The organism is Lysobacter sp. A421, from assembly GCF_054052145.1.
The window spans coordinates 73,357-91,150 of sequence record NZ_JBSVRL010000004.1; the positions used below are offsets into that span (position 1 = coordinate 73,357).

The 17,794-nt window shown below is 66.8% G+C and carries 18 protein-coding genes; 13 read left to right on the plus strand and 5 right to left on the minus strand.

Going from position 1 to position 17,794, the window contains the following annotated elements; all coding sequences use genetic code 11:
• Positions 1 to 21: 21 nt before the first annotated feature.
• The 3 genes from ACW7G6_RS11780 to ACW7G6_RS11790 all read left to right on the plus strand — a co-directional run bounded on the left by ACW7G6_RS11780 (position 22) and on the right by ACW7G6_RS11790 (position 2,044).
• Complete coding sequence (locus tag ACW7G6_RS11780) at positions 22 to 153, plus strand: putative transporter small subunit (RefSeq protein WP_456980063.1); 132 nt, start codon at positions 22 to 24, stop codon at positions 151 to 153.
• A gap of 173 nt (positions 154 to 326) precedes the next feature.
• Positions 327 to 1,286, plus strand: coding sequence for an ABC transporter ATP-binding protein (locus ACW7G6_RS11785; RefSeq protein ID WP_456980062.1), 960 nt, complete (start codon positions 327 to 329; stop codon positions 1,284 to 1,286).
• Positions 1,283 to 2,044, plus strand: coding sequence for an ABC transporter permease (locus ACW7G6_RS11790; protein ID WP_456980061.1), 762 nt, complete (start codon positions 1,283 to 1,285; stop codon positions 2,042 to 2,044). The genes ACW7G6_RS11785 and ACW7G6_RS11790 overlap by 4 nt, the downstream gene beginning before the upstream one ends.
• Here ACW7G6_RS11790 and ACW7G6_RS11795 read toward each other — a convergent pair.
• Together ACW7G6_RS11795 and ACW7G6_RS11800 are read right to left on the minus strand one after the other, a co-directional pair.
• Complete coding sequence (locus ACW7G6_RS11795) at positions 2,034 to 2,450, minus strand: DUF3037 domain-containing protein (RefSeq protein WP_456998385.1); 417 nt, start codon at positions 2,448 to 2,450, stop codon at positions 2,034 to 2,036. The two genes, ACW7G6_RS11790 and ACW7G6_RS11795, sit on opposite strands and share 11 nt — an antisense overlap.
• A 10-nt stretch (positions 2,451 to 2,460) precedes the next feature.
• Positions 2,461 to 3,228, minus strand: a complete 768-nt coding sequence (locus ACW7G6_RS11800; protein WP_456980151.1) for a HipA family kinase — start codon at positions 3,226 to 3,228, stop codon at positions 2,461 to 2,463.
• Positions 3,229 to 3,428: 200 nt separating this feature from the next.
• Here ACW7G6_RS11800 and ACW7G6_RS11805 point away from each other — a divergent pair, with 200 nt between their 5' ends.
• Positions 3,429 to 4,220, plus strand: coding sequence for a ZIP family metal transporter (locus ACW7G6_RS11805; RefSeq protein WP_456998328.1), 792 nt, complete (start codon positions 3,429 to 3,431; stop codon positions 4,218 to 4,220).
• A gap of 47 nt (positions 4,221 to 4,267) precedes the next feature.
• Here ACW7G6_RS11805 and ACW7G6_RS11810 read toward each other — a convergent pair whose 3' ends face one another.
• On the minus strand, positions 4,268 to 4,531 hold the full coding sequence (locus tag ACW7G6_RS11810; protein WP_456980059.1) for a DUF3297 family protein: 264 nt from the start codon (positions 4,529 to 4,531) through the stop codon (positions 4,268 to 4,270).
• A gap of 291 nt (positions 4,532 to 4,822) precedes the next feature.
• Between ACW7G6_RS11810 and ACW7G6_RS11815 the strand changes: the two genes are divergently transcribed.
• Complete coding sequence (locus ACW7G6_RS11815; RefSeq protein ID WP_456963202.1) at positions 4,823 to 5,032, plus strand: cold-shock protein; 210 nt, start codon at positions 4,823 to 4,825, stop codon at positions 5,030 to 5,032.
• A 178-nt stretch (positions 5,033 to 5,210) separates the two neighbouring features.
• Positions 5,211 to 6,839, plus strand: a complete 1,629-nt coding sequence (gene treF, locus ACW7G6_RS11820) for an alpha,alpha-trehalase TreF (RefSeq protein WP_456998329.1) — start codon at positions 5,211 to 5,213, stop codon at positions 6,837 to 6,839.
• Here treF and ACW7G6_RS11825 read toward each other — a convergent pair whose 3' ends face one another.
• Positions 6,840 to 7,169 (minus strand): DUF3247 family protein, encoded by a 330-nt coding sequence (locus tag ACW7G6_RS11825; RefSeq protein WP_456998330.1) that lies wholly within the window; start codon positions 7,167 to 7,169, stop codon positions 6,840 to 6,842.
• Positions 7,170 to 7,338: 169 nt separating this feature from the next.
• Between ACW7G6_RS11825 and ku the strand changes: the two genes are divergently transcribed.
• The 5 genes from ku to ACW7G6_RS11850 are packed head-to-tail and all read left to right on the plus strand — an operon-like array spanning position 7,339 to position 13,597.
• Positions 7,339 to 8,286 (plus strand): non-homologous end joining protein Ku, encoded by a 948-nt coding sequence (gene ku, locus ACW7G6_RS11830; protein ID WP_456998331.1) that lies wholly within the window; start codon positions 7,339 to 7,341, stop codon positions 8,284 to 8,286.
• A gap of 12 nt (positions 8,287 to 8,298) precedes the next feature.
• Positions 8,299 to 10,764, plus strand: a complete 2,466-nt coding sequence (ligD, locus tag ACW7G6_RS11835) for a DNA ligase D (RefSeq protein WP_456998332.1) — start codon at positions 8,299 to 8,301, stop codon at positions 10,762 to 10,764.
• 54 nt (positions 10,765 to 10,818) lie between these two features.
• Positions 10,819 to 11,685, plus strand: coding sequence for a murein L,D-transpeptidase catalytic domain family protein (locus tag ACW7G6_RS11840; protein ID WP_456998333.1), 867 nt, complete (start codon positions 10,819 to 10,821; stop codon positions 11,683 to 11,685).
• A gap of 12 nt (positions 11,686 to 11,697) precedes the next feature.
• Positions 11,698 to 12,765 (plus strand): L,D-transpeptidase family protein, encoded by a 1,068-nt coding sequence (locus ACW7G6_RS11845; RefSeq protein ID WP_456998334.1) that lies wholly within the window; start codon positions 11,698 to 11,700, stop codon positions 12,763 to 12,765.
• A 40-nt stretch (positions 12,766 to 12,805) separates the two neighbouring features.
• Entirely contained in the window at positions 12,806 to 13,597 is a 792-nt protein-coding gene (locus ACW7G6_RS11850) for a M23 family metallopeptidase (protein ID WP_456998335.1), read from the plus strand.
• A gap of 28 nt (positions 13,598 to 13,625) precedes the next feature.
• Here the strand turns inward: ACW7G6_RS11850 and ACW7G6_RS11855 are convergent, their stop codons facing one another.
• Positions 13,626 to 14,156, minus strand: a complete 531-nt coding sequence (locus ACW7G6_RS11855) for an arylesterase (protein ID WP_456998336.1) — start codon at positions 14,154 to 14,156, stop codon at positions 13,626 to 13,628.
• 258 nt (positions 14,157 to 14,414) lie between these two features.
• On the opposite strand from ACW7G6_RS11855, the gene ACW7G6_RS11860 reads away from it, so the two are divergent.
• A complete protein-coding gene (locus ACW7G6_RS11860; protein ID WP_456998337.1) occupies positions 14,415 to 15,155 on the plus strand; it encodes an ABC transporter ATP-binding protein in 741 nt (246 codons plus the stop codon).
• Complete coding sequence (locus ACW7G6_RS11865) at positions 15,152 to 17,767, plus strand: ABC transporter permease (RefSeq protein ID WP_456998338.1); 2,616 nt, start codon at positions 15,152 to 15,154, stop codon at positions 17,765 to 17,767. The genes ACW7G6_RS11860 and ACW7G6_RS11865 overlap by 4 nt, the downstream gene beginning before the upstream one ends.
• The last annotated feature ends 27 nt before the right edge of the window (positions 17,768 to 17,794 follow it).

The following is a 17,794-nucleotide window of genomic DNA, read 5'->3' on the forward strand; positions in this document are numbered from 1 at the left end:
GGACAACAACGGAGGTGCTGCATGCGTGACATCCTGATGACGGCCTACGTATTGGTGTGGCCGCTGATCGTGCTGGTGACGATGGTGGTGATGGGCGTTGGCGTGTATCGCGATGCGCGGGCGGCGCGACGCAAGGGCCAGGATCTGGTCTGAGCCGACGGTCTGAGCCGCAGTTTGAACCGCGGTTTGAGCCGGGCGACGCCGAGTGTCCCGTGGGCGGGATGTTGCTTCCTCCGGGCCGGGGTTTAACCGCAGCCCGCAGCCCGCTAACCTGCACTCCACATGGCGCTACGATCACCGTCACTGGCGCCGCCACGGGAACACGCGTGCAACCAATCATCTCCGTCCGCAACCTCGACAAGACCTACGCCTCCGGTTTCCAGGCGCTGAAGGGCATCAACCTCGACATCCGCAAGGGCGAGATCTTCGCGTTGCTTGGCCCCAACGGTGCCGGCAAGACCACCTTGATCAGCATCATCTGCGGCATCGTCAACCCGACGAGCGGTACGGTGCTGGCCGATGGCCACGACGTGGTCGCCGACTACCGCGCGGCACGCGGCAAGATCGGCCTGGTCCCGCAGGAGCTGTCGACCGATGCGTTCGAGAGTGTGTGGTCGACGGTGCGTTTCAGCCGCGGCCTGTTTGGCAAGGCGCCCGACCCGGCGCACCTGGAGAAGGTGCTGCGCGAACTGTCGCTGTGGGACAAGAAGGACAGCAAGATCCTGGCGCTGTCGGGCGGCATGAAACGCCGCGTGCTGATCGCCAAGGCGCTGGCGCACGAGCCGCAGATCCTGTTCCTCGACGAGCCCACCGCCGGCGTCGATGTCGAGCTGCGCCACGACATGTGGCAGATGGTCCACCGCCTGCGCGAGCAGGGCGTCACCATCATCCTGACCACCCATTACATCGAGGAGGCCGAGCAGATGGCGGACCGCATCGGGGTGATCCTCAAGGGCGAGTTGATCCTGGTCGAGGACAAGGCCGCGCTGATGCGCAAGCTCGGCAAGAAGCAGCTGACGTTGACCCTGCAGGAGCCGCTGCAACGCATCCCCGAGGGCCTGTCGGCGCTGCCGCTGGAACTGGCGGCCGATGGCGCGTCGCTGGTCTACACCTTCGATGTGCAGTCCGAGCGCACCGGCATCGCCAGCGTGCTGCGGCAGCTGGCAGAGCAGGGCATCGACTTCAAGGACCTGCACTCCAGCGAGAGCTCGCTGGAGGAAATCTTCGTCCACCTGGTGCGTTCCAATGCGGGCCGGTCAGTGGAAACCGCGGAGGCGCGCGCATGAATATCCACGGTGTCCGCGCGATCTACCGCTTCGAGATGGCGCGTACCTTCCGCACCATCACCCAGTCGATCGCCTCGCCGGTGCTGTCGACCTCGCTGTATTTCGTGGTGTTCGGCGCGGCGATCGGCTCGCGCATGGGTGACATTGACGGGGTCAGCTACGGCGCCTTCATCATTCCCGGCTTGCTGATGCTGTCACTGCTCAACGAGAGCATCTCCAACGCCTCGTTCGGGATCTACATGCCCAAATGGGCCGGCACCATCTACGAGCTGCTGTCGGCGCCGGTGTCCTATGTCGAGGTGGTGCTGGGCTATGTCGGCGCGGCGGCGACCAAGTCGGTGCTGGTCGGCATCCTGATCCTGATCACTGCACGGGTGTTCGTGCCCTACGAGATTGCCCATCCGTTCTGGATGGTGGGTTTCCTGCTGCTGACCTCGGTTACCTTCAGCCTGTTCGGTTTCATCATCGGGCTGTGGGCCGACGACTTCCAGAAGCTGCAGGTGATCCCGCTGATGGTGGTGATGCCGCTGACCTTCCTGGGCGGTGCGTTCTACTCGATCAAGATGCTGCCACCGGTGTGGCAGACGATCACTCTGTTCAACCCGGTGGTGTACCTGGTCAGTGGTTTTCGCTGGAGCTTCTACGGAGCGGGGGACGTCGATGTCGGGATCAGTGTCGCGGTGATCCTGGGGTTCCTGGCGGCGTGTCTGGTCGCGGTGTGGTGGATATTCAAGACCGGCTGGAAGCTCAAGGCCTGACCGGCGGCTTCGGCAACACCCGCACCATCTGCGCCAGCAGGTGCTCGATCGCGACCGCGGCATCGGTGCAGCGGCCCAGGTGCACCGGTGAAGTCTGGATCATCGAGCTGCGCCGTGCGGTGAGCCAGTGGAAGCGTGCGCGCGCCGGCAGCGCCCCGATTGGACCGCTGCCTGGCCCACCGCTGCAGATCGTGGTGAACGCTGACAGGTGGCGCTGCACCGAGGCCAGTTCGATCGACGGGGCCAGCGCGAGCAGTCGGGACTCGTCCAATTCGATGCGGGCCTGCAGGAACGCGGTCGCCGGGCACGACAGGACCACGCCGACATTGATGAACTCCTCGCGCTCCACCCGCGGCACTACCCGGATCACCGCGTAGTCGTAGGTGTGCAGGGGCCGCGGGTCCATTGCTGCATGTTCAGCGTCGTGCACGGATGGCCTCCTCGACGAAGCGCTGGCGTTGCGCCAGCCGCTGGAGGAAGTGCTCGACGTAGGCGGCCCGGTGCGCATCCGGCTCGGCCAGCCGGCCGTCGCCGATCAGCCAGCTGTCCGGGACGGCGGCCAGGATCGCCTCCAGCACCTCGCGGGTGATGTGGGGCGCGAGCTCGTGATCGGCATGGGCGATCGAGTCGGCCAGCGGCAGCAGCACGTGCTCCTTGATCATCGGGAAGGCGCTGCCGGCATTGGCGGTGGAGCCGTCCCACCCGTGGTGGAAGTACAGCGCCGCGCCGTGGTCGATCAGCCACAGCCGATCGTGCCAGGTCATCAGGTTGGTGTTGCGCCAGGTGCGGTCGACGTTGCTGGTGAAGGCATCGAACCAGACGATGCGCGAGGCCAGGTCGGCTGCCGGCTGGTCGGCGACCGGATCGAAGTTGATCGCGCCCGGCAGGTAGTCCAGTGCCAGGTTGAGGCCTGCGCTGGCGCGGATCAGGTGCTGGATCTCGGGATCGGGTTCAGTGCGAGCCAGTTCGGGGTCCAGGTCCACCAGCACGATCTCGGGGATCGGCAACGACAGCAGTTGGGCGATGCCGCCGGCCACCAGTTCGGCCACCAATGCCTTGGGGCCCTGGCCGGCGCCGCGGAACTTGAGCACATACATGCCCTCGTCGTCGGCTTCGATTACGGCCGGCAGCGAGCCGCCCTCGCGCAACGGGGTGACATAGCGGGTCGTGTTGACGGTTCGCAGCTGCATCGGATGGGTCAAGCCTTGGGGGCAGGACTGCCAGCGTAAAGGACCCGGGCCCCGGAAGCTGGCAATGTGAACTTTATCCAACCCGTGAACCGTCGTACGCTGCAAGCTCGCTGGCAGGCTCCGGCAACCATCGTCGCCGCCATCCGTTGTCGGCTCATCCGCAAGGCGGTCGGGAATGAACCAACGAGGCGACGATGCTCCTGTCCACGCTTGAGGCAAATCCGGTACTCGCAGCGTTGGCTGGCGGCACGGTGGCCGCGGCCGCGACGGCGGTCGGCACGTTGCCGGCGTGGTTCGCCAGCCGCATCGAGCAGCGCACCCAAGATGCCTTGTTGGGCTTTGGCGCCGGGGTAATGCTGGCCGCCAGTGCGTTCTCGCTGGTGCTGCCGGGGATTGAGGCCGCGCGTGACGCCGGCGCGGGCCGTTGGAGCGCCGGATGGATGGTGGGCGCGGCGATCTTGCTGGGCGCCGCGCTGATCATGGCGTTGGAGCGGCTGATCCCCCATGAGCACTTCATCAAGGGTCCGGAAGGGCCGGCATCAACGCGGCTCAAGCGTACCTGGCTGTTCGTGTTCGCTATCTGCCTGCACAACCTGCCCGAAGGCCTGGCCATCGGCGCCGCTTATGCGTCTGAGTTCCAGCATGGGCTGGCGCTGACAACCGGCATCGCGTTGCAGGATATTCCGGAGGGGCTGGTGGTGGCGATCGCGCTGATTGCGGCGGGTTACGACCGCAAGCGTGCGGTGTGGGTCGGCATGGCGTCCGGCTTGATCGAACCGGTTGGCGCGGTATTGGGAGCCAGCCTGCTGATGAGCATGCCGTTGCTGCTGCCGGTGGGGCTGGGTTTCGCCGCTGGCGCGATGCTGTTCGTGGTCAGCCACGAGATCATCCCTGAATCACACCGGCAGGGTCACGAGAACTTCGCCACCACCGGATTGATGGTGGGCTTCGTGTTGATGATGGTGCTGGACACCGCGATGGCTTGAGCGCTGGGTCGGGGCCGGAAGCCTGATCGGCCGCCGCCCCGGGCATGTCATTCCGCTGGCGGGGTTTCGGCATCCATGAAATACGGCTCAACCGTCCCCTTGAACTTCATCGTCATCGCATTGCCGCGGCGGTCCAGCGATTTGCCGACCGGCAAGCGCACCCAGCCTTCGCTGACGCAGTACTCCTCGACGTTGGTTTTTTCCTCGCCGTTGAAGCGGATGCCGATGCCGCGCTCGAACGGCTCTGCGTCGTAGTACGGGCTGCGCGGGTTGGCGGCAAGGCGGTCGGGTGGGGTCTGCGGGTCAGTCATGAGGATGGCTCTGGATGGGCGGGCTGACGGCCAAAATGGCGGCCAAGCGTGGTTCGGGAGTGATCACTGGGATGCCATTGTGAACGAAACGCGCCCGAGCCGGACAGGGGTATTGCAATCCATCGCCAGTGCCGCTACGGTGCGCTTGCTGTTTGTCAGGGTCACCGTGAATCGTGGCCCGATGCTGTAGATCCTTGATCCGCTACATCGTTGCACCTCGCTTACTCCTTGCAATCAGCACAACCGCCGCGCAAGCGGTATTTCAAAAAAACTGTTCCAAGGAGCAAGAAAATGTCGAACCGTGAAACCGGTACCGTCAAGTGGTTCAACGATGCCAAGGGCTTTGGCTTCATTTCCCGTGAGAATGGCGAGGACGTGTTTGTTCACTTCCGCGCGATCCAGGGTCAGGGCTTCAAGTCCTTGCAGGAAGGCCAGCAGGTCACCTTCACCGTCACCCAGGGCCAGAAGGGCCTGCAGGCTGACGCGGTAGAAGCTGTCTAAGCGTCGATCAACTGTTGTCGCCTCGGCGACCACACGAGATACAAGGAAAACCCGGCCTCGGCCGGGTTTTCTTTTGGGAGTGCCCCCGGCCTCGGCCGGGTTTTTCTTTACGTGTCTGTCGCACTGCATTGACGGTTACCGCCCTAGGCTGGGGGACTCCTCGCCGGACGGAGCATGCATGCGACCGCAGGATCACGCTTCCCCGCCGCCGCAAGCGGCGATCGATGATGAGCAACGCAGCCAGGCCCGGGTCGCGCAGATCGCTCCGGCCGATACCCTGACCCCGGCTGATCGGTACCAGGAACTGTTCGTGGCGGTGCAGGGCGGACGGGTATTTGCCGACAGCAAGACCTTCGTCGACTGCGCGCCGCGTGATGCACCCGAGACCATCCTGGAAGCCTATCGGGCGCGCCAGGGAACGCCGGATTTTGATCTGTCCGACTTCGTCGGTGAATACTTCACCCCCGAGCCTCCGCACCACAGCGAGTACGTCGCCGATCCCGAGCGCCCGCTGCTGGAGCATATCGACGGCCTGTGGGACGTGCTGAACCGGCAGCCGCGCGAGCACCCGGTGCGCTCCTCGCTGCTGCCGCTGCCCAACCCCTATGTGGTGCCGGGCGGGCGGTTCGCGGAGATGTATTACTGGGATTCCTATTTCATCATGCTCGGGCTGGCGGCCAGCGGGCGCCGCGACCTGTTGCGGCACATGGCTGACAACTTCGCCTTCCTGATCGACAGCTACGGCCACGTACCCAACGGCAACCGCAGCTACTATCTCAGCCGCTCGCAACCGCCGGTTTTTGCCTTGATGACCGAATTGTTCGAGGAGCAGGGCGTGCGCTCGGCGCTGGCCTACCTGCCGCGGTTGCGCCGCGAGCATGCGTACTGGATGAGCGGCTGCGAGGACCTGCGCCCCGGGGAAGCGCATCGTCATTGCGTGCGGCTGGAAGACGGCACGCTGCTCAATCGGTATTGGGATGACCGCGATACGCCGCGCGAGGAGTCATGGCTGGAAGACGTCAGCACCGTGCGTACGTGCGTGCGTCCGGCTCACGAGGTTTATCGGGAGCTGCGCGCGGCGGCGGCCTCGGGTTGGGACTTCAGCTCACGCTGGTGCGGCGCGGATGGTGCGCTGAGCAGCATCCGCACCACCGCGATCGTTCCGGTGGATCTCAACGCCTTCCTGCACAAGCTGGAGGAGCAGATTGCCGAGCTCAGTGCGGCGGCGGGCGATGAGGCCGGTGCCGCCGAGTTCGACGACCATGCCCGGGCGCGGCGCCATGCGATTGATCGCTGGTTGTGGAGCGACCTGCACGGCACCTACCTGGACTATGACTGGGCCGACGGCGTGCCGCGCCAGCTGCTGAGCGCGGCCATGGCCACGCCGTTGTTTGTCGGCATCGCCAACCCCGGCCAAGCCCGCCGCGTGGCGCTGAGCCTGCGCCAGCACCTGCTGGAAAGCGGGGGGCTGGCCACCACCCGCAACTTCAGCGGCGAGCAATGGGACCGGCCCAACGGCTGGGCACCGCTGCAGTGGCTGGCGATCCGCGGACTGGCCGATTATGGCGAGACCCGGTTGTCGCGCGAGATCAGCCGGCGCTGGCTGGCGACCGTCACCGGTCTGTACCGGCGCGAAGGCAAGCTGGTCGAGAAATACATGATTACCGCCACTCCCGATGGCATTCACGGCGGCGGTGGCGGCGAGTACCCGTTGCAGGACGGGTTTGGCTGGACCAATGGCGTTACCCGGATGTTGCTGGGTGCGGCCGCGCCCCGACCCGTCCGGAAACCTCGCAGGTCGCACTGATCAGCCTGGCAACACCGGGCATGGTTCGATCGGGCATGGGTCGATCCGGTTGATGGACTGGATCCGGTCCACCCAGACGTCACGCCAGCCGGCGCGCTCGGGCTGGTACATCGCGGGCTGGACCAGGCGGACCATGGCGTTGGTGCCTTCGGTGCCATCGTGATCGAAGAACGCCTGGGCGCTGGGCTGCACCACCACGATACCCAGGACCTCGGTGCCGTCTTCCATCTGCAATGCGACCTGTGAGCCGCCGGTCAGCTGCGCGATGAGTTGTTGAAGGCGGGTGATTTCGTCAGGTGCGGTGTGGACCCGATAGGCGATGCGGGACATGTTGATAGCTCGAGTGGGGTTCCAGTCCAACCCTAGCTTCGACAGCGCAACGTCGTAGTGAACGGGGCCGCACGAAGCGATTGCCTGCGCCTGGCGGACTCGACACGCGCGTCACGCCGGACTTTCAATACTCCATGGCCCACCGTCCGTCGCCACGCAGGAGCCCGTCATGGCCCGCCCCATCTGGTCTGGAACGTTGTCGTTCGGCTTGCTCAACATCCCGGTGTCGCTGATGTCGGGTGAACGCAAGACCGACATCTCGTTCCGCATGCTCGACGCGCGGGACAACACCCCGATCCGGTACGAGCGGGTCAATGCGGACAGCGGCGAGGAGGTCGCCTGGAAGGACATCGTCAAGGCGTTCGAATACGACAAGGGCAACTACGTCGTGCTGGACCCGGGCGACATCAAGTCGGCGGCACCGGAAAGCCATGATGCGATCGAGGTGGAGGCGTTCGTCGATGTCGCCTCGGTCGGCCCGCAGTACTTCGAGAAACCGTATGTGCTGGTGCCGGCGAAGAAGGCCGAGAAGGGCTACGTGCTGCTGCGCGAAGCGCTGGCCAGCACCGGCAGGATCGGTATTGCGCGGGTCGTGATCCGCACCCGCGAGAGCCTGTGCGCGGTGATGCCGCAGGGCAATGCCTTGCTGTTGCTGATGATGCGCTACCCGCAGGAACTGGTCGACATCGACGAGTACCGCATCCCCGAAGGCAAGGCCGGGGATTACCGGATCACGCCCAAGGAGCTGAAGTTCTCCGAGCAGTTGATCGAGACCATGTCGGGCGACTGGGAGCCCGAAAGCTATCAGGACGAATTCCGCCATCGCCTGCACGAGGTCATCGCCAAGCGGATGAAGGACAAGGGCGTCGTCCACCACGGCGACGAGGAACCGGAGGTCGAGGAGCACGCCGCCACCAACGTGGTCGACTTCATGGAGTTGCTGCAGCAAAGCATCGCCAGGAACAAACGCACCCCGGCGAAGAAGTCGGTGGCGAAGAAGGCCACCGGCAAGACCGCCAAAAAATCCGCCGTGAAGAACCCGGCAAAAAAGGCCGCGAAGAAAGCGGCGAAGAAGGCGGCGAAGAAGACGGTGAAAAAACGCAACCAGGCCGCCTAGGCCGCCGTCCGCATGAGCCTGCGCGACTACGCCCGCAAGCGCCGACTCGACGCCACGCCCGAGCCGGCTGATGACGCCCGGCGCCGGCGCGGCAAGCGGCCGATCTTCGTCGTCCAGCTGCACCATGCCAGCGTCCGCCACTACGACTTCCGGCTGGAGATGGACGGCGCGTTGAAAAGTTGGGCGGTGCCGAAGGGGCCATCGCTGCGGGTCGGCGAGAAGCGGCTGGCGGTGGAGGTCGAGGACCACCCGCTGGAGTACGCCTCGTTCGAGGGCGACATCCCCGAGGGTCATTACGGTGCGGGCCACGTCGACGTGTTCGACCACGGCGTCTGGAGTTGCGATGGCAACCCGCTGGAGGCGCTGGCGGCCGGCAAGATCGACTTCGTCCTGCATGGTGGCAAGCTCGGCGGCGGCTGGAAGCTGGTGCGCACCGCCAAGCCGGCGAGCAAGCCGCAGTGGCTGCTGATCAAGCGCAACGACGAGCACGCGGCCGACCTGGAATCCGATGACCTGGTCGAGGGCGCGACCCCGCCGGGCTGGAAGGGACGGCGACCTTCGGCTCCGGCGAAGCCCGCGAAGAAGTCCGCGAAGAATTCGCCCCGCCGACGCAAGATCGACTGGAGCGCGCGCGCCACCGCGCTGGCCGGCGCCAGGCCGCTGCACGGCGACACCAAGGTCGCCCCGCAATTGGCGACCCTGCGCGAGTCGCCTCCGGCCGGCGATGACTGGCTGCACGAGCTGAAATGGGACGGTTATCGGCTGTTGGCCCGGATCGACGCCGGCAAGGCCAGTCTGCGCTCGCGCAACGGCCTGGACTGGACCGCCGACTATCCCGATATCGTCGCCGCGCTGGAGTCGCTCGGCATGACGGAAGCCAGCCTTGATGGCGAGTTGATCGCGCTCGATGCGAAAGGGTGCAACAGTTTCAGCGCGCTGCAACACACGATCGAGGGCACCGCCAACGCGACCCTGCGCTATGTGCTGTTCGACCTGCCGACGCTGGCCGGGGTCGACCTTGCCGGCACCCGCCTGGAGGATCGCAAGGCGTTGCTGGAAAAGCTGCTGGCCAGCATCGGGGCGGACGGAACGCTCGCCTACAGCCGGCACATCGTCGGCCATGGCGCCGAGGTGTTCGCCGCCAGCAAGGCCCAGCGGATGGAAGGCATCATCAGCAAGGCGATCGATGCGCATTACACGCCGGGACGCTCGCGCAGCTGGCTCAAGGCCAAGCACGCGCAGACCGACGAGTTCGTCATCGTCGGCTTCACTGCGCCCAAGCAGTCGCGGGTGGGTTTTGGTTCGTTGCTGATGGCGACCCGCGAGTCGGGGCAGCTGAAGTACGTCGGCCGGGTGGGCAGCGGCTTCACCGATGCGCAGTTGCGCGCGATGACCGCACGCCTGCGCAAGCTGGCACGCAAGGAGCCGACGGTGACCTTGCCCGGCCACATCCCGTTTTCACCGCGCGAGGTGACCTGGGTCGCGCCGCAACTGGTGGCCGAACTGGCATTCCGCGGATGGGGCAAGGAGGGTCTGCTGCGCCAGGCCAGCTTCCTGCGCCTGCGCGAGGACAAAGAGGTGAAGGACGTGGAAAAGCAAGTGGAAACCAAGGGCACTGGCGGGCTGAGCAGCCCGGATAAACTGGTCTACCCGGCGGAGAAGATCACCAAGCAGCAGGTCGCCGACTATTACCGCGCCGTCGCCGCACGGCTGTTGCCCGAGGTCGCGCGACGTCCGCTTTCACTATTGCGCTGCCCCGAAGGTCTGAGCGGCCAGTGCTTTTTCCAGAAGCACCATGCCAACGCCCTGGGTGACGCGGTGCACGCGGTGGCGATCAGGGAAAAGGGCGGCGGTCACGAGGACTACGTCTACATCGAGGACGCCGACGGTCTGCTCGACCTGGTGCAGATGAACACGCTGGAGCTGCATCCGTGGGGGGCGCTGATCGACGATATCGAACGCCCCGACCGGCTGGTGTTCGACCTCGATCCCGGCGAGAGCGTGGCGTGGAGCGAGGTCCGCGTCGGTGCGCGCGACGTGCGCGACCGGTTGGCGGAGATCGGCATGGCCAGCTTCCTGCGGTTGACGGGAGGCAAGGGCGTGCACGTGGTGGTGCCGATCGCGCCGGGGCCGGACTGGGCCGGGGTCAAGGCGTTCTGCGGGGCGTTCGCCGATGCGATGGCCACCCGCGCGCCAGGCAAGTACGTCGCCACCGCGTCCAAGGCCAAGCGGCGCGGGGTGATCTTCATCGACTGGCTGCGCAACGGGCGTGGCGCGACCAGTGTCGCCAGCTGGTCGCTGCGCGCGCGCCCCGGCGCGGGGGTGGCGATGCCATTGCGCTGGGAGGAACTCGGCCGCGCTCAATCGGGGGCCGACTACACCATGGCGCGCGCCCTGCGGCGTGCGGAAAGCCTGCGCAGGGACCCCTGGGAAGGCTGGGAAAAGGCGGCCGGTCAGAAGCTGGTTTCGCTGGACTGACTTCGTTCAGCGCTGTTCAGTCGCGTAAATGCCCGTGTCGATAAAATGTGAAGCATGTATTCGCGCTCGACAAAGCTGGCGTCGCCGCGCCCGGTGGTCCGCCGCGTGTCATGGCTGTCCACGGTGCTGCTGGTGGCATTGTTGCCCGGCTGCACCAGCGCCCCACCGGTCGAGCCCGCGGTGACGTCCACCGTGGTGCCGCCGCCGGTGCCCGTGCCGCCGCAACCCACGCTCGCCGAACGCCTCGCGCGCGCCGCGCCGGAGGCCGATCCGGGGGTGCTGGCACTCGCGGTGCAGGCGCAGCAGTGCGCGGTCGGCAGTGGCACGGTGGACCCGGTCCAGCGGCTGGCGGTGATCGACTATTCGCGGCCATCGACCGAGCCGCGGCTGTGGGTGTTCGCGCTGGCCGATGCGCGCCTGCTGTACGTCGAGCACGTCGCCCACGGCAAGCACAGCGGGGCCAACCTCGCGACCGAGTTCTCCAACATCGAGGGCAGCCTGCAATCAAGCCTGGGCTTGTTCAGCACCGCGGAGACCTACATCGGCGGCCACGGCTACTCGCTGCGGATGGATGGCCTGGAGCCCGGCATCAACGACCATGCGCGCGAGCGTTTGATCGTGATCCACGGCGCCGATTACGTCGACCCGGCGCAGGCGCTGCGGCAGGGACGGCTGGGTCGCAGCTTCGGTTGTCCGGCGGTGCGCAGCGGCGTCGTCCGCGAGGTGATCGACAGCCTCAAGGGCGGCCAGTTGCTGTTCGCCTACTACCCCGACATGCAGTGGCTCAAGGGCTCGCGCTTCCTCGGCTGTGCGGGTGAGGGTGAGCCGGACGGGGCGATCGCTTCAGTTGCGAGCAAGGCTGGCGATCGGTTTTCACGCAACCGCGAACAAGGCTCCAGCAGGATCGAAGGCAATCGATAACGGAAGATTGCCGTGACTTCAGACCCGCATCCGTCCACCTCCATCCATGTCCACCCACGCCGATGGTGGGTGCTGACCTGTGCGCTGGCCCTGTCTCCGCTGGTCGCAAGCGCGCAGGACACGCAGGACACCAAGGCGCCGGCAGTGGCATCGACAACGCGGGTCACCGAAACCGATCGGCTGGATGCCGCCAGTGTCAACGACGCCACCATCCAGGCCCCCGTGGGATCCGACGTCGACGCCGCCAGCGCGGCAGTGCTGCGTGCGCAGATCCTGCTCGACCGCGCGCACTTCTCGCCGGGCGAGATCGATGGCGCGTTCGGTTCCAACACCCGCCGCGCGATCGAAGGCTTCCAGCGCAGCCGCGAGCTCGATCCAACCGGCACGATCGATACCGAAACCTGGGCCGCGCTCAACGGTGACGGCAACGATGCGCTGATGCAGTACACCGTGACCGCCGCCGATGTCGCTGGACCGTTCGTGGATATCCCGACCGACATGGAAGCCAAGGCCGCGCTCGACCATCTCGGTTACGGTTCCGCGCTCGAGGCGCTGGGCGAACGCTTCCACGCCAGCCCGGCGCTGCTGCAGCGGCTCAACCCGGGCGCCGCGGCTGAAGCGGGCGCCACTTGGCTGGTGCCGAATGTCGCCACGACCGCGTTGCCGGAAGGCGGCAAGGTCGTGGTCGACAAGTCCGACGCGGTGGTGATGCTGGTCGACGACGCCGGAAAGACGCTCGCACAATGGCCGGCCACGATGGGCAGCTCGCACGACCCGCTGCCGATCGGCGAGTGGACGATCAAGGGCGTCGCCAAGGACCCGCCGTTCCACTACAACCCCGACCTGTTCTGGGATGCCGATCCGAGCCACCAGAAGGCCGAGATCGCACCCGGCCCGAATAACCCGGTCGGCGTGGTCTGGATCGACCTGTCGAAGGAGCACTACGGCATCCACGGCACCCCGGTGCCGTCGACGATCGGCAAGACCCAGTCGCACGGCTGCATCCGCATGACCAACTGGAGCGCCCGCGCGCTGGCCGAGGCGGTGGCCCCGGGGACGCAGGCGGTGTTGCGCGAATGACCACGACGATGCGGTTGGTCACCAAGCGCAGGGGTGGCCGATGAAAGCGCTGCTGGTGTTCCTCGCCGGGCTGCTGATTGGGGCCAACGCCGTGTATTTCGTGATGACCTGGGACGACGCCGATACGGACGCAGCGGTGATGTTCGAGCGCGAACGCAGCCAGCATGCTGAGCCCGCACCCGCCACGCAAACGCCATCCGCGCTGGCCACCGCGTCGTCGTCGACCGCGCCCGTGCGGCAACCGGTCGCGCCGCCGGCGTCACGGCTCGATGCACCGCCGTTGTCGCCGACGCTCTCCGCCGCGGCATCACTCCCAACCGCAACTCCAACCACACCCACAACATCGACATCGACATCGACATCAACACCGACGCCACCGGAGGCCACCACCGGCGCGGAACTGGTTGTGCCGGTGCAGGGCATCAAACCGACCCAGCTCGACAACACTTTCGACGACGCCCGCGGGCAGGCCCGGGTGCATGAGGCAATCGACATCATGGCGCCGCGCGGCACGCCAGTGCTGGCGGCGGCCGCTGGCAAGGTGGAAAAACTGTTTACCAGCGTCCCGGGTGGGCTGACGATCTACCAGTTCGAACCCAGTGGCCGTTACGCCTATTACTACGCCCACCTGGACCGCTACGCCGCCGGTCTGGAGGAAGGCAAGGTGCTGAAGCGCGGCGACGTGATCGGCTACGTCGGCAGCACCGGCAACGCCAGCGAGGACGCCCCGCACCTGCACTTCGCGATCTTCGTGCTCGGCCCCGAGAAACGCTGGTGGGAAGGCACCGCGATCAACCCCTATCCCATCCTCACCGGCAAGCAGTCCCTGTAATCGTCAAGGGGACGGTCACATCGCGACGCTAGTCGAGCAACGGCGCCAACTTCGTCCACACGTGGTCGCGCAACTGGGGCTGCACGGCGGCCACCGGGTGCAGGTTGTCGGCCTGGTAGGCGTCGCGATCAAGGGCAATCGGCTCCAGCAGGAACGGCAGCAGGGCGACATCGAAGCGCTCGGCCAGGGTGCGGTAGTTCTGCTCGAATGCCTTGGTATAGGTCGCCCCCAGGTTCGGCGGCATCTGCATGCCGATCAGCAGCACTTTCGCGCCGGCGCCGTGGGCGGCACCGATCATGCGGGCGAGGTTGGCTGCGGTGAGGTCGGTCGGCAGCCCGCGCAGGCCATCATTGGCACCCAGCGCGATCACGACAACCTCGGGACGATGGCGTACCAGCGCATCGACGATCCGCGCCGCGCCGCCTGCGGTGGTTTCGCCGCTGATGCTGGCGTTGACCACCCGCCAGCCGGGTTTGCGCTCGGCGATGCGGTCGGCGGTCAGGGCGACCCAGCCCTCGGCGGCGGACAGGCCATGGGCGGCCGACAGGGAGTCGCCCATCACCAGCACCGTACGGCTGTCATCCGCCCCCGCAGTACCAACTGGAGCGGCCGGCGCAGCATGAGCGGGAAGACTGTTGGCAAGTACCACCGCGGCCAGCAATATCGCGGCCAAACCGATGGCACATTGAATCAAACCCCGCCATGCCGCATATCTGTGCCTCGGGTGGCACGTCACGTTGCTCGCCAAACCATTCATCCATCCGTCTCCTGTCGCTGCCGCCATGCGCGCGGCAAGGGCGCCGCCACAGGATCCATCATGGCCGATCACCGCGTTTCGCAGCTTGCCAGCGTATCAATGCCTGCCACTTCCGTACCCGCCGCGCTCGACGTTATCGGGCTCGGCAAGCGGGTGCAATTGCCCTCCGGGCCACTGACGATCCTCGATGGCATCGGTTTCACCATCGCCCAAGGCGACACGGTCGCCATTGTCGGCGCGTCGGGCTCCGGCAAGAGCACCCTGCTGTCGTTGATGGCGGGTCTCGACATCCCCAGCAGCGGCAGCGTCACCCTCGACGGCGAGTCGCTGTCGACGCTGGATGAGGATGGACGGGCAAGGGTGCGGGGCGAGAAGGTCGGTTTCGTGTTCCAGAACTTCCAGCTGCTGCCGTCCCTGACGGCATTGGAGAACGTGATGCTGCCGCTGGAGTTGCGCGGCGATGCCGAGGTCGAAGTGCCGGCGCAGACCATCTTGCGCAAGGTCGGCCTGGGCGAGCGGCTGGACCACTACCCCCGGCAACTGTCAGGCGGCGAGCAGCAGCGCGTGGCACTGGCGCGCGCGTTCGTGACCGAGCCCTCGTTGCTGTTTGCCGACGAACCGACCGGCAATCTCGACAGCCACACCGGGCAGTCGATCATCGACCTGCTGTTTGCGCTCAACGCCGAGGCCGGCACCACGCTGGTGCTGGTCACCCACGACGACCACCTGGCTGCACGTTGCAGCCGCCGGCTGCGGCTGGATGGCGGCGGGTTGGTCGCCGACGAGCGCGTCGTCGCGTGAGCCGGCCTCGCAACGGCGCCTCAATCAATGCCCGACCCGGTCTGGGACCGGTCAAGCTGCTGGCGATGGCCTGGCGACAGATGCGCCGTGACCTCAGGTCGGGGAATGTGCGCATCCTGCTGGCCGCGTTGGTGCTGGCGGTACTGGCGGTGACCGCGGTCGGTTTCATCACCGATCGCGCGGACCGTGCCATGGCGATCGAGGCCAACCGGATGCTCGGTGGTGACGCCGTGGTGCGTGGCGATGCGCCGATCGGTGCGGCAATCGAACAGGCGGCGGCCGGATTGCAGCGCACCCACACGGTCGAGCTCAACACCATGATCGGTGTCGGTGTCGGCGACGGCAATGAGGCGCGGCTGCGGCTGGGTGACTTGCGTGCGCTCGGCGACGGTTTTCCGTTGCGCGGGACGTTCCGCATCGTCGCGGCCGATGGCATCGAGCGGGATGCAGCGGCAGTGCCCGCGCGGGGCACGGTCTGGCTGAGTCGCGCCGGCGCCAACGTCCTCGACGCAGATATCGGCGACCGGGTCAGCCTCGGCGAACTGCAACTGACCCTGTCGGCACTGGTAGTCGCCGAGCCGGACGCGGCGCTGGACTACTTCAACGTTGCGCCCAAGGTGTTCCTCAATCTTGATGACCTGGCGGCGACCGGCCTGGTGCAGGAAGGCAGCCGGATCGGCTACCGCCTGGTGGTGGCCGGCGAGGCGGGCGAGGTCGAGCGCTTCGTACGCGAGGCCAAACCGGCGCTGGCCCGTGGCCAGCGACTCGAAACCGCCGGCGATGCACGACCGGAGATCCGCTCCGCGCTGGATCGCGCCAGCCGCTTCTTCGGCTTGGCGACGTTGGTGTCGGTGGTGTTGGCCGCCGTTGCGGTGGCGATGGCCGCACGCCAGCACAGTGAACGGCATTTGTCGGGCACCGCGGTGATGCGCTGTCTCGGTGCCAGCCAGAGCGTCCTGGCCGGCGTCCACATCGGCGAACTGGTGCTGCTCGGGCTGCTCGCCAGTACCATCGGCGTTGCCGTGGCATTCGCACTTCAATGGGGTGTCGGCTTGTGGCTGGCGCCGGTGCTCGGCATGACCATTCCGCCCGCCAGCTGGCTGCCGGCGTTGCAGGGTTACGGGGTCGGCTTGTTAGTGCTGCTCGCGTTCGGCGCGCCGCCGGTGCTCGCCTTGCGCCGGGTGCCGGCGCTGCGGGTGCTGCGTCGCGACCTCGACCCGACCGAGCCCAGTGCCTGGCTGGTGGCATTGGCCGGGTTGATCGGCCTGGGCGCGCTGCTGTGGTGGAAAGCCGGTTCGGCCGTACTCGGCACCGCGATGCTGGTCGGCATCGTGGTCACTTTCGCGGTGCTGGCGATCCTGGCCTGGGGGCTGATCGTGCTGCTGCGGCGGCTGCGTTCGCGCTTGCGCGGGAGCTTTCGCTATGGGCTAGCCAACGTCAGCCGTCGCCCCGCCACCAGCATCGCCCAGATCGCCTCGCTCGGGCTCGGGTTGATGGCGCTGTTGCTGCTGACCTTCGTGCGTACCGACTTGCTCGACCGCTGGCAACTGCAACTGGCCGCCGAGGCGCCCAATCGCTTCATCATCAACGTGCAGGACAGCCAGGTCGATCCGGTGCGCGCATTTATCACCGACCAGGGCCTTGCCGCACCGACGCTGTACCCGATGGTTCGCGGGCGCCTGCTTACGCACAACGGCGAACCGGTCTCCGGGGAGGATTACCTTGCCGACAGGTCGAGCGACGATGCAGGCCCCGACACCAGCGAAGCCGCTGACGGTGACCGCGGGCGCTCACGCCGCCGCGCTGATCGCGAGTTCAACCTGTCTACCGCCGCCACGTTGCGCGATGACAACCGCGTCGTCGCCGGCAGCTTCTGGGGCGCCACGCCTACTGCCGCGCCGGAGTTGTCGGTGGAGCAGGGTTATGCCGAATCGCTGGGCTGGCAGATCGGCGACCAGGTGGTCTTTGACATTGCCGGCCAGCGCTTGGGCGCCACCATCACCAGCTTTCGCGAGGTCGACTGGGAGAGCTTCCGGCCCAATTTCTTCGTGATCGCCTCGCCCGGCGCGCTGGACGGGTTTCCCGCCAGCCACATCACCGCGGTCAGCGTATCGCCGGCGCACCCGCGCTTTACCGCGGATCTGGTTGCCCGGTTTCCCAATCTGAGCGTGATCGATATCGATGCGGTGCTGGCCCAGGTCCGGGATATCGCCGATCAGGTCTCGACCGTGGTCGAGGTGGTGTTCTGGTTCTCGGTGCTGGCGGGGCTGCTGGTACTGATGGCAGCGGTCAGCGCCAGCCAGGATGAGCGCCTGCTCGAGGGCGGGGTGATGCGGGTGCTGGGCGGCAGCCGGCGTCAGCTGCGGCTGGCGCAGGCGTCCGAGTTTGCCGCGATCGGTTTGCTGGCAGGCGTGGTGGCTGCGGTGGCCGCCTCGGTGCTGGCCGGCGTGATCGCCGTGCGCGTGTTTGACCTGCCGTGGCAGGCCAACTGGGGCATGGCGGCCGTGGGCGCCCTGTTGGGCATGCTGGCGGCGCTGGCGGCCGGCATGTTTGCCACCCGCAAGGTGCTGGACGCGCCGCCTTCGGTGACCTTGCGCGAACTGCAAGGGTGATGTTGGTGTCGGACTGGCCCGGTCCCG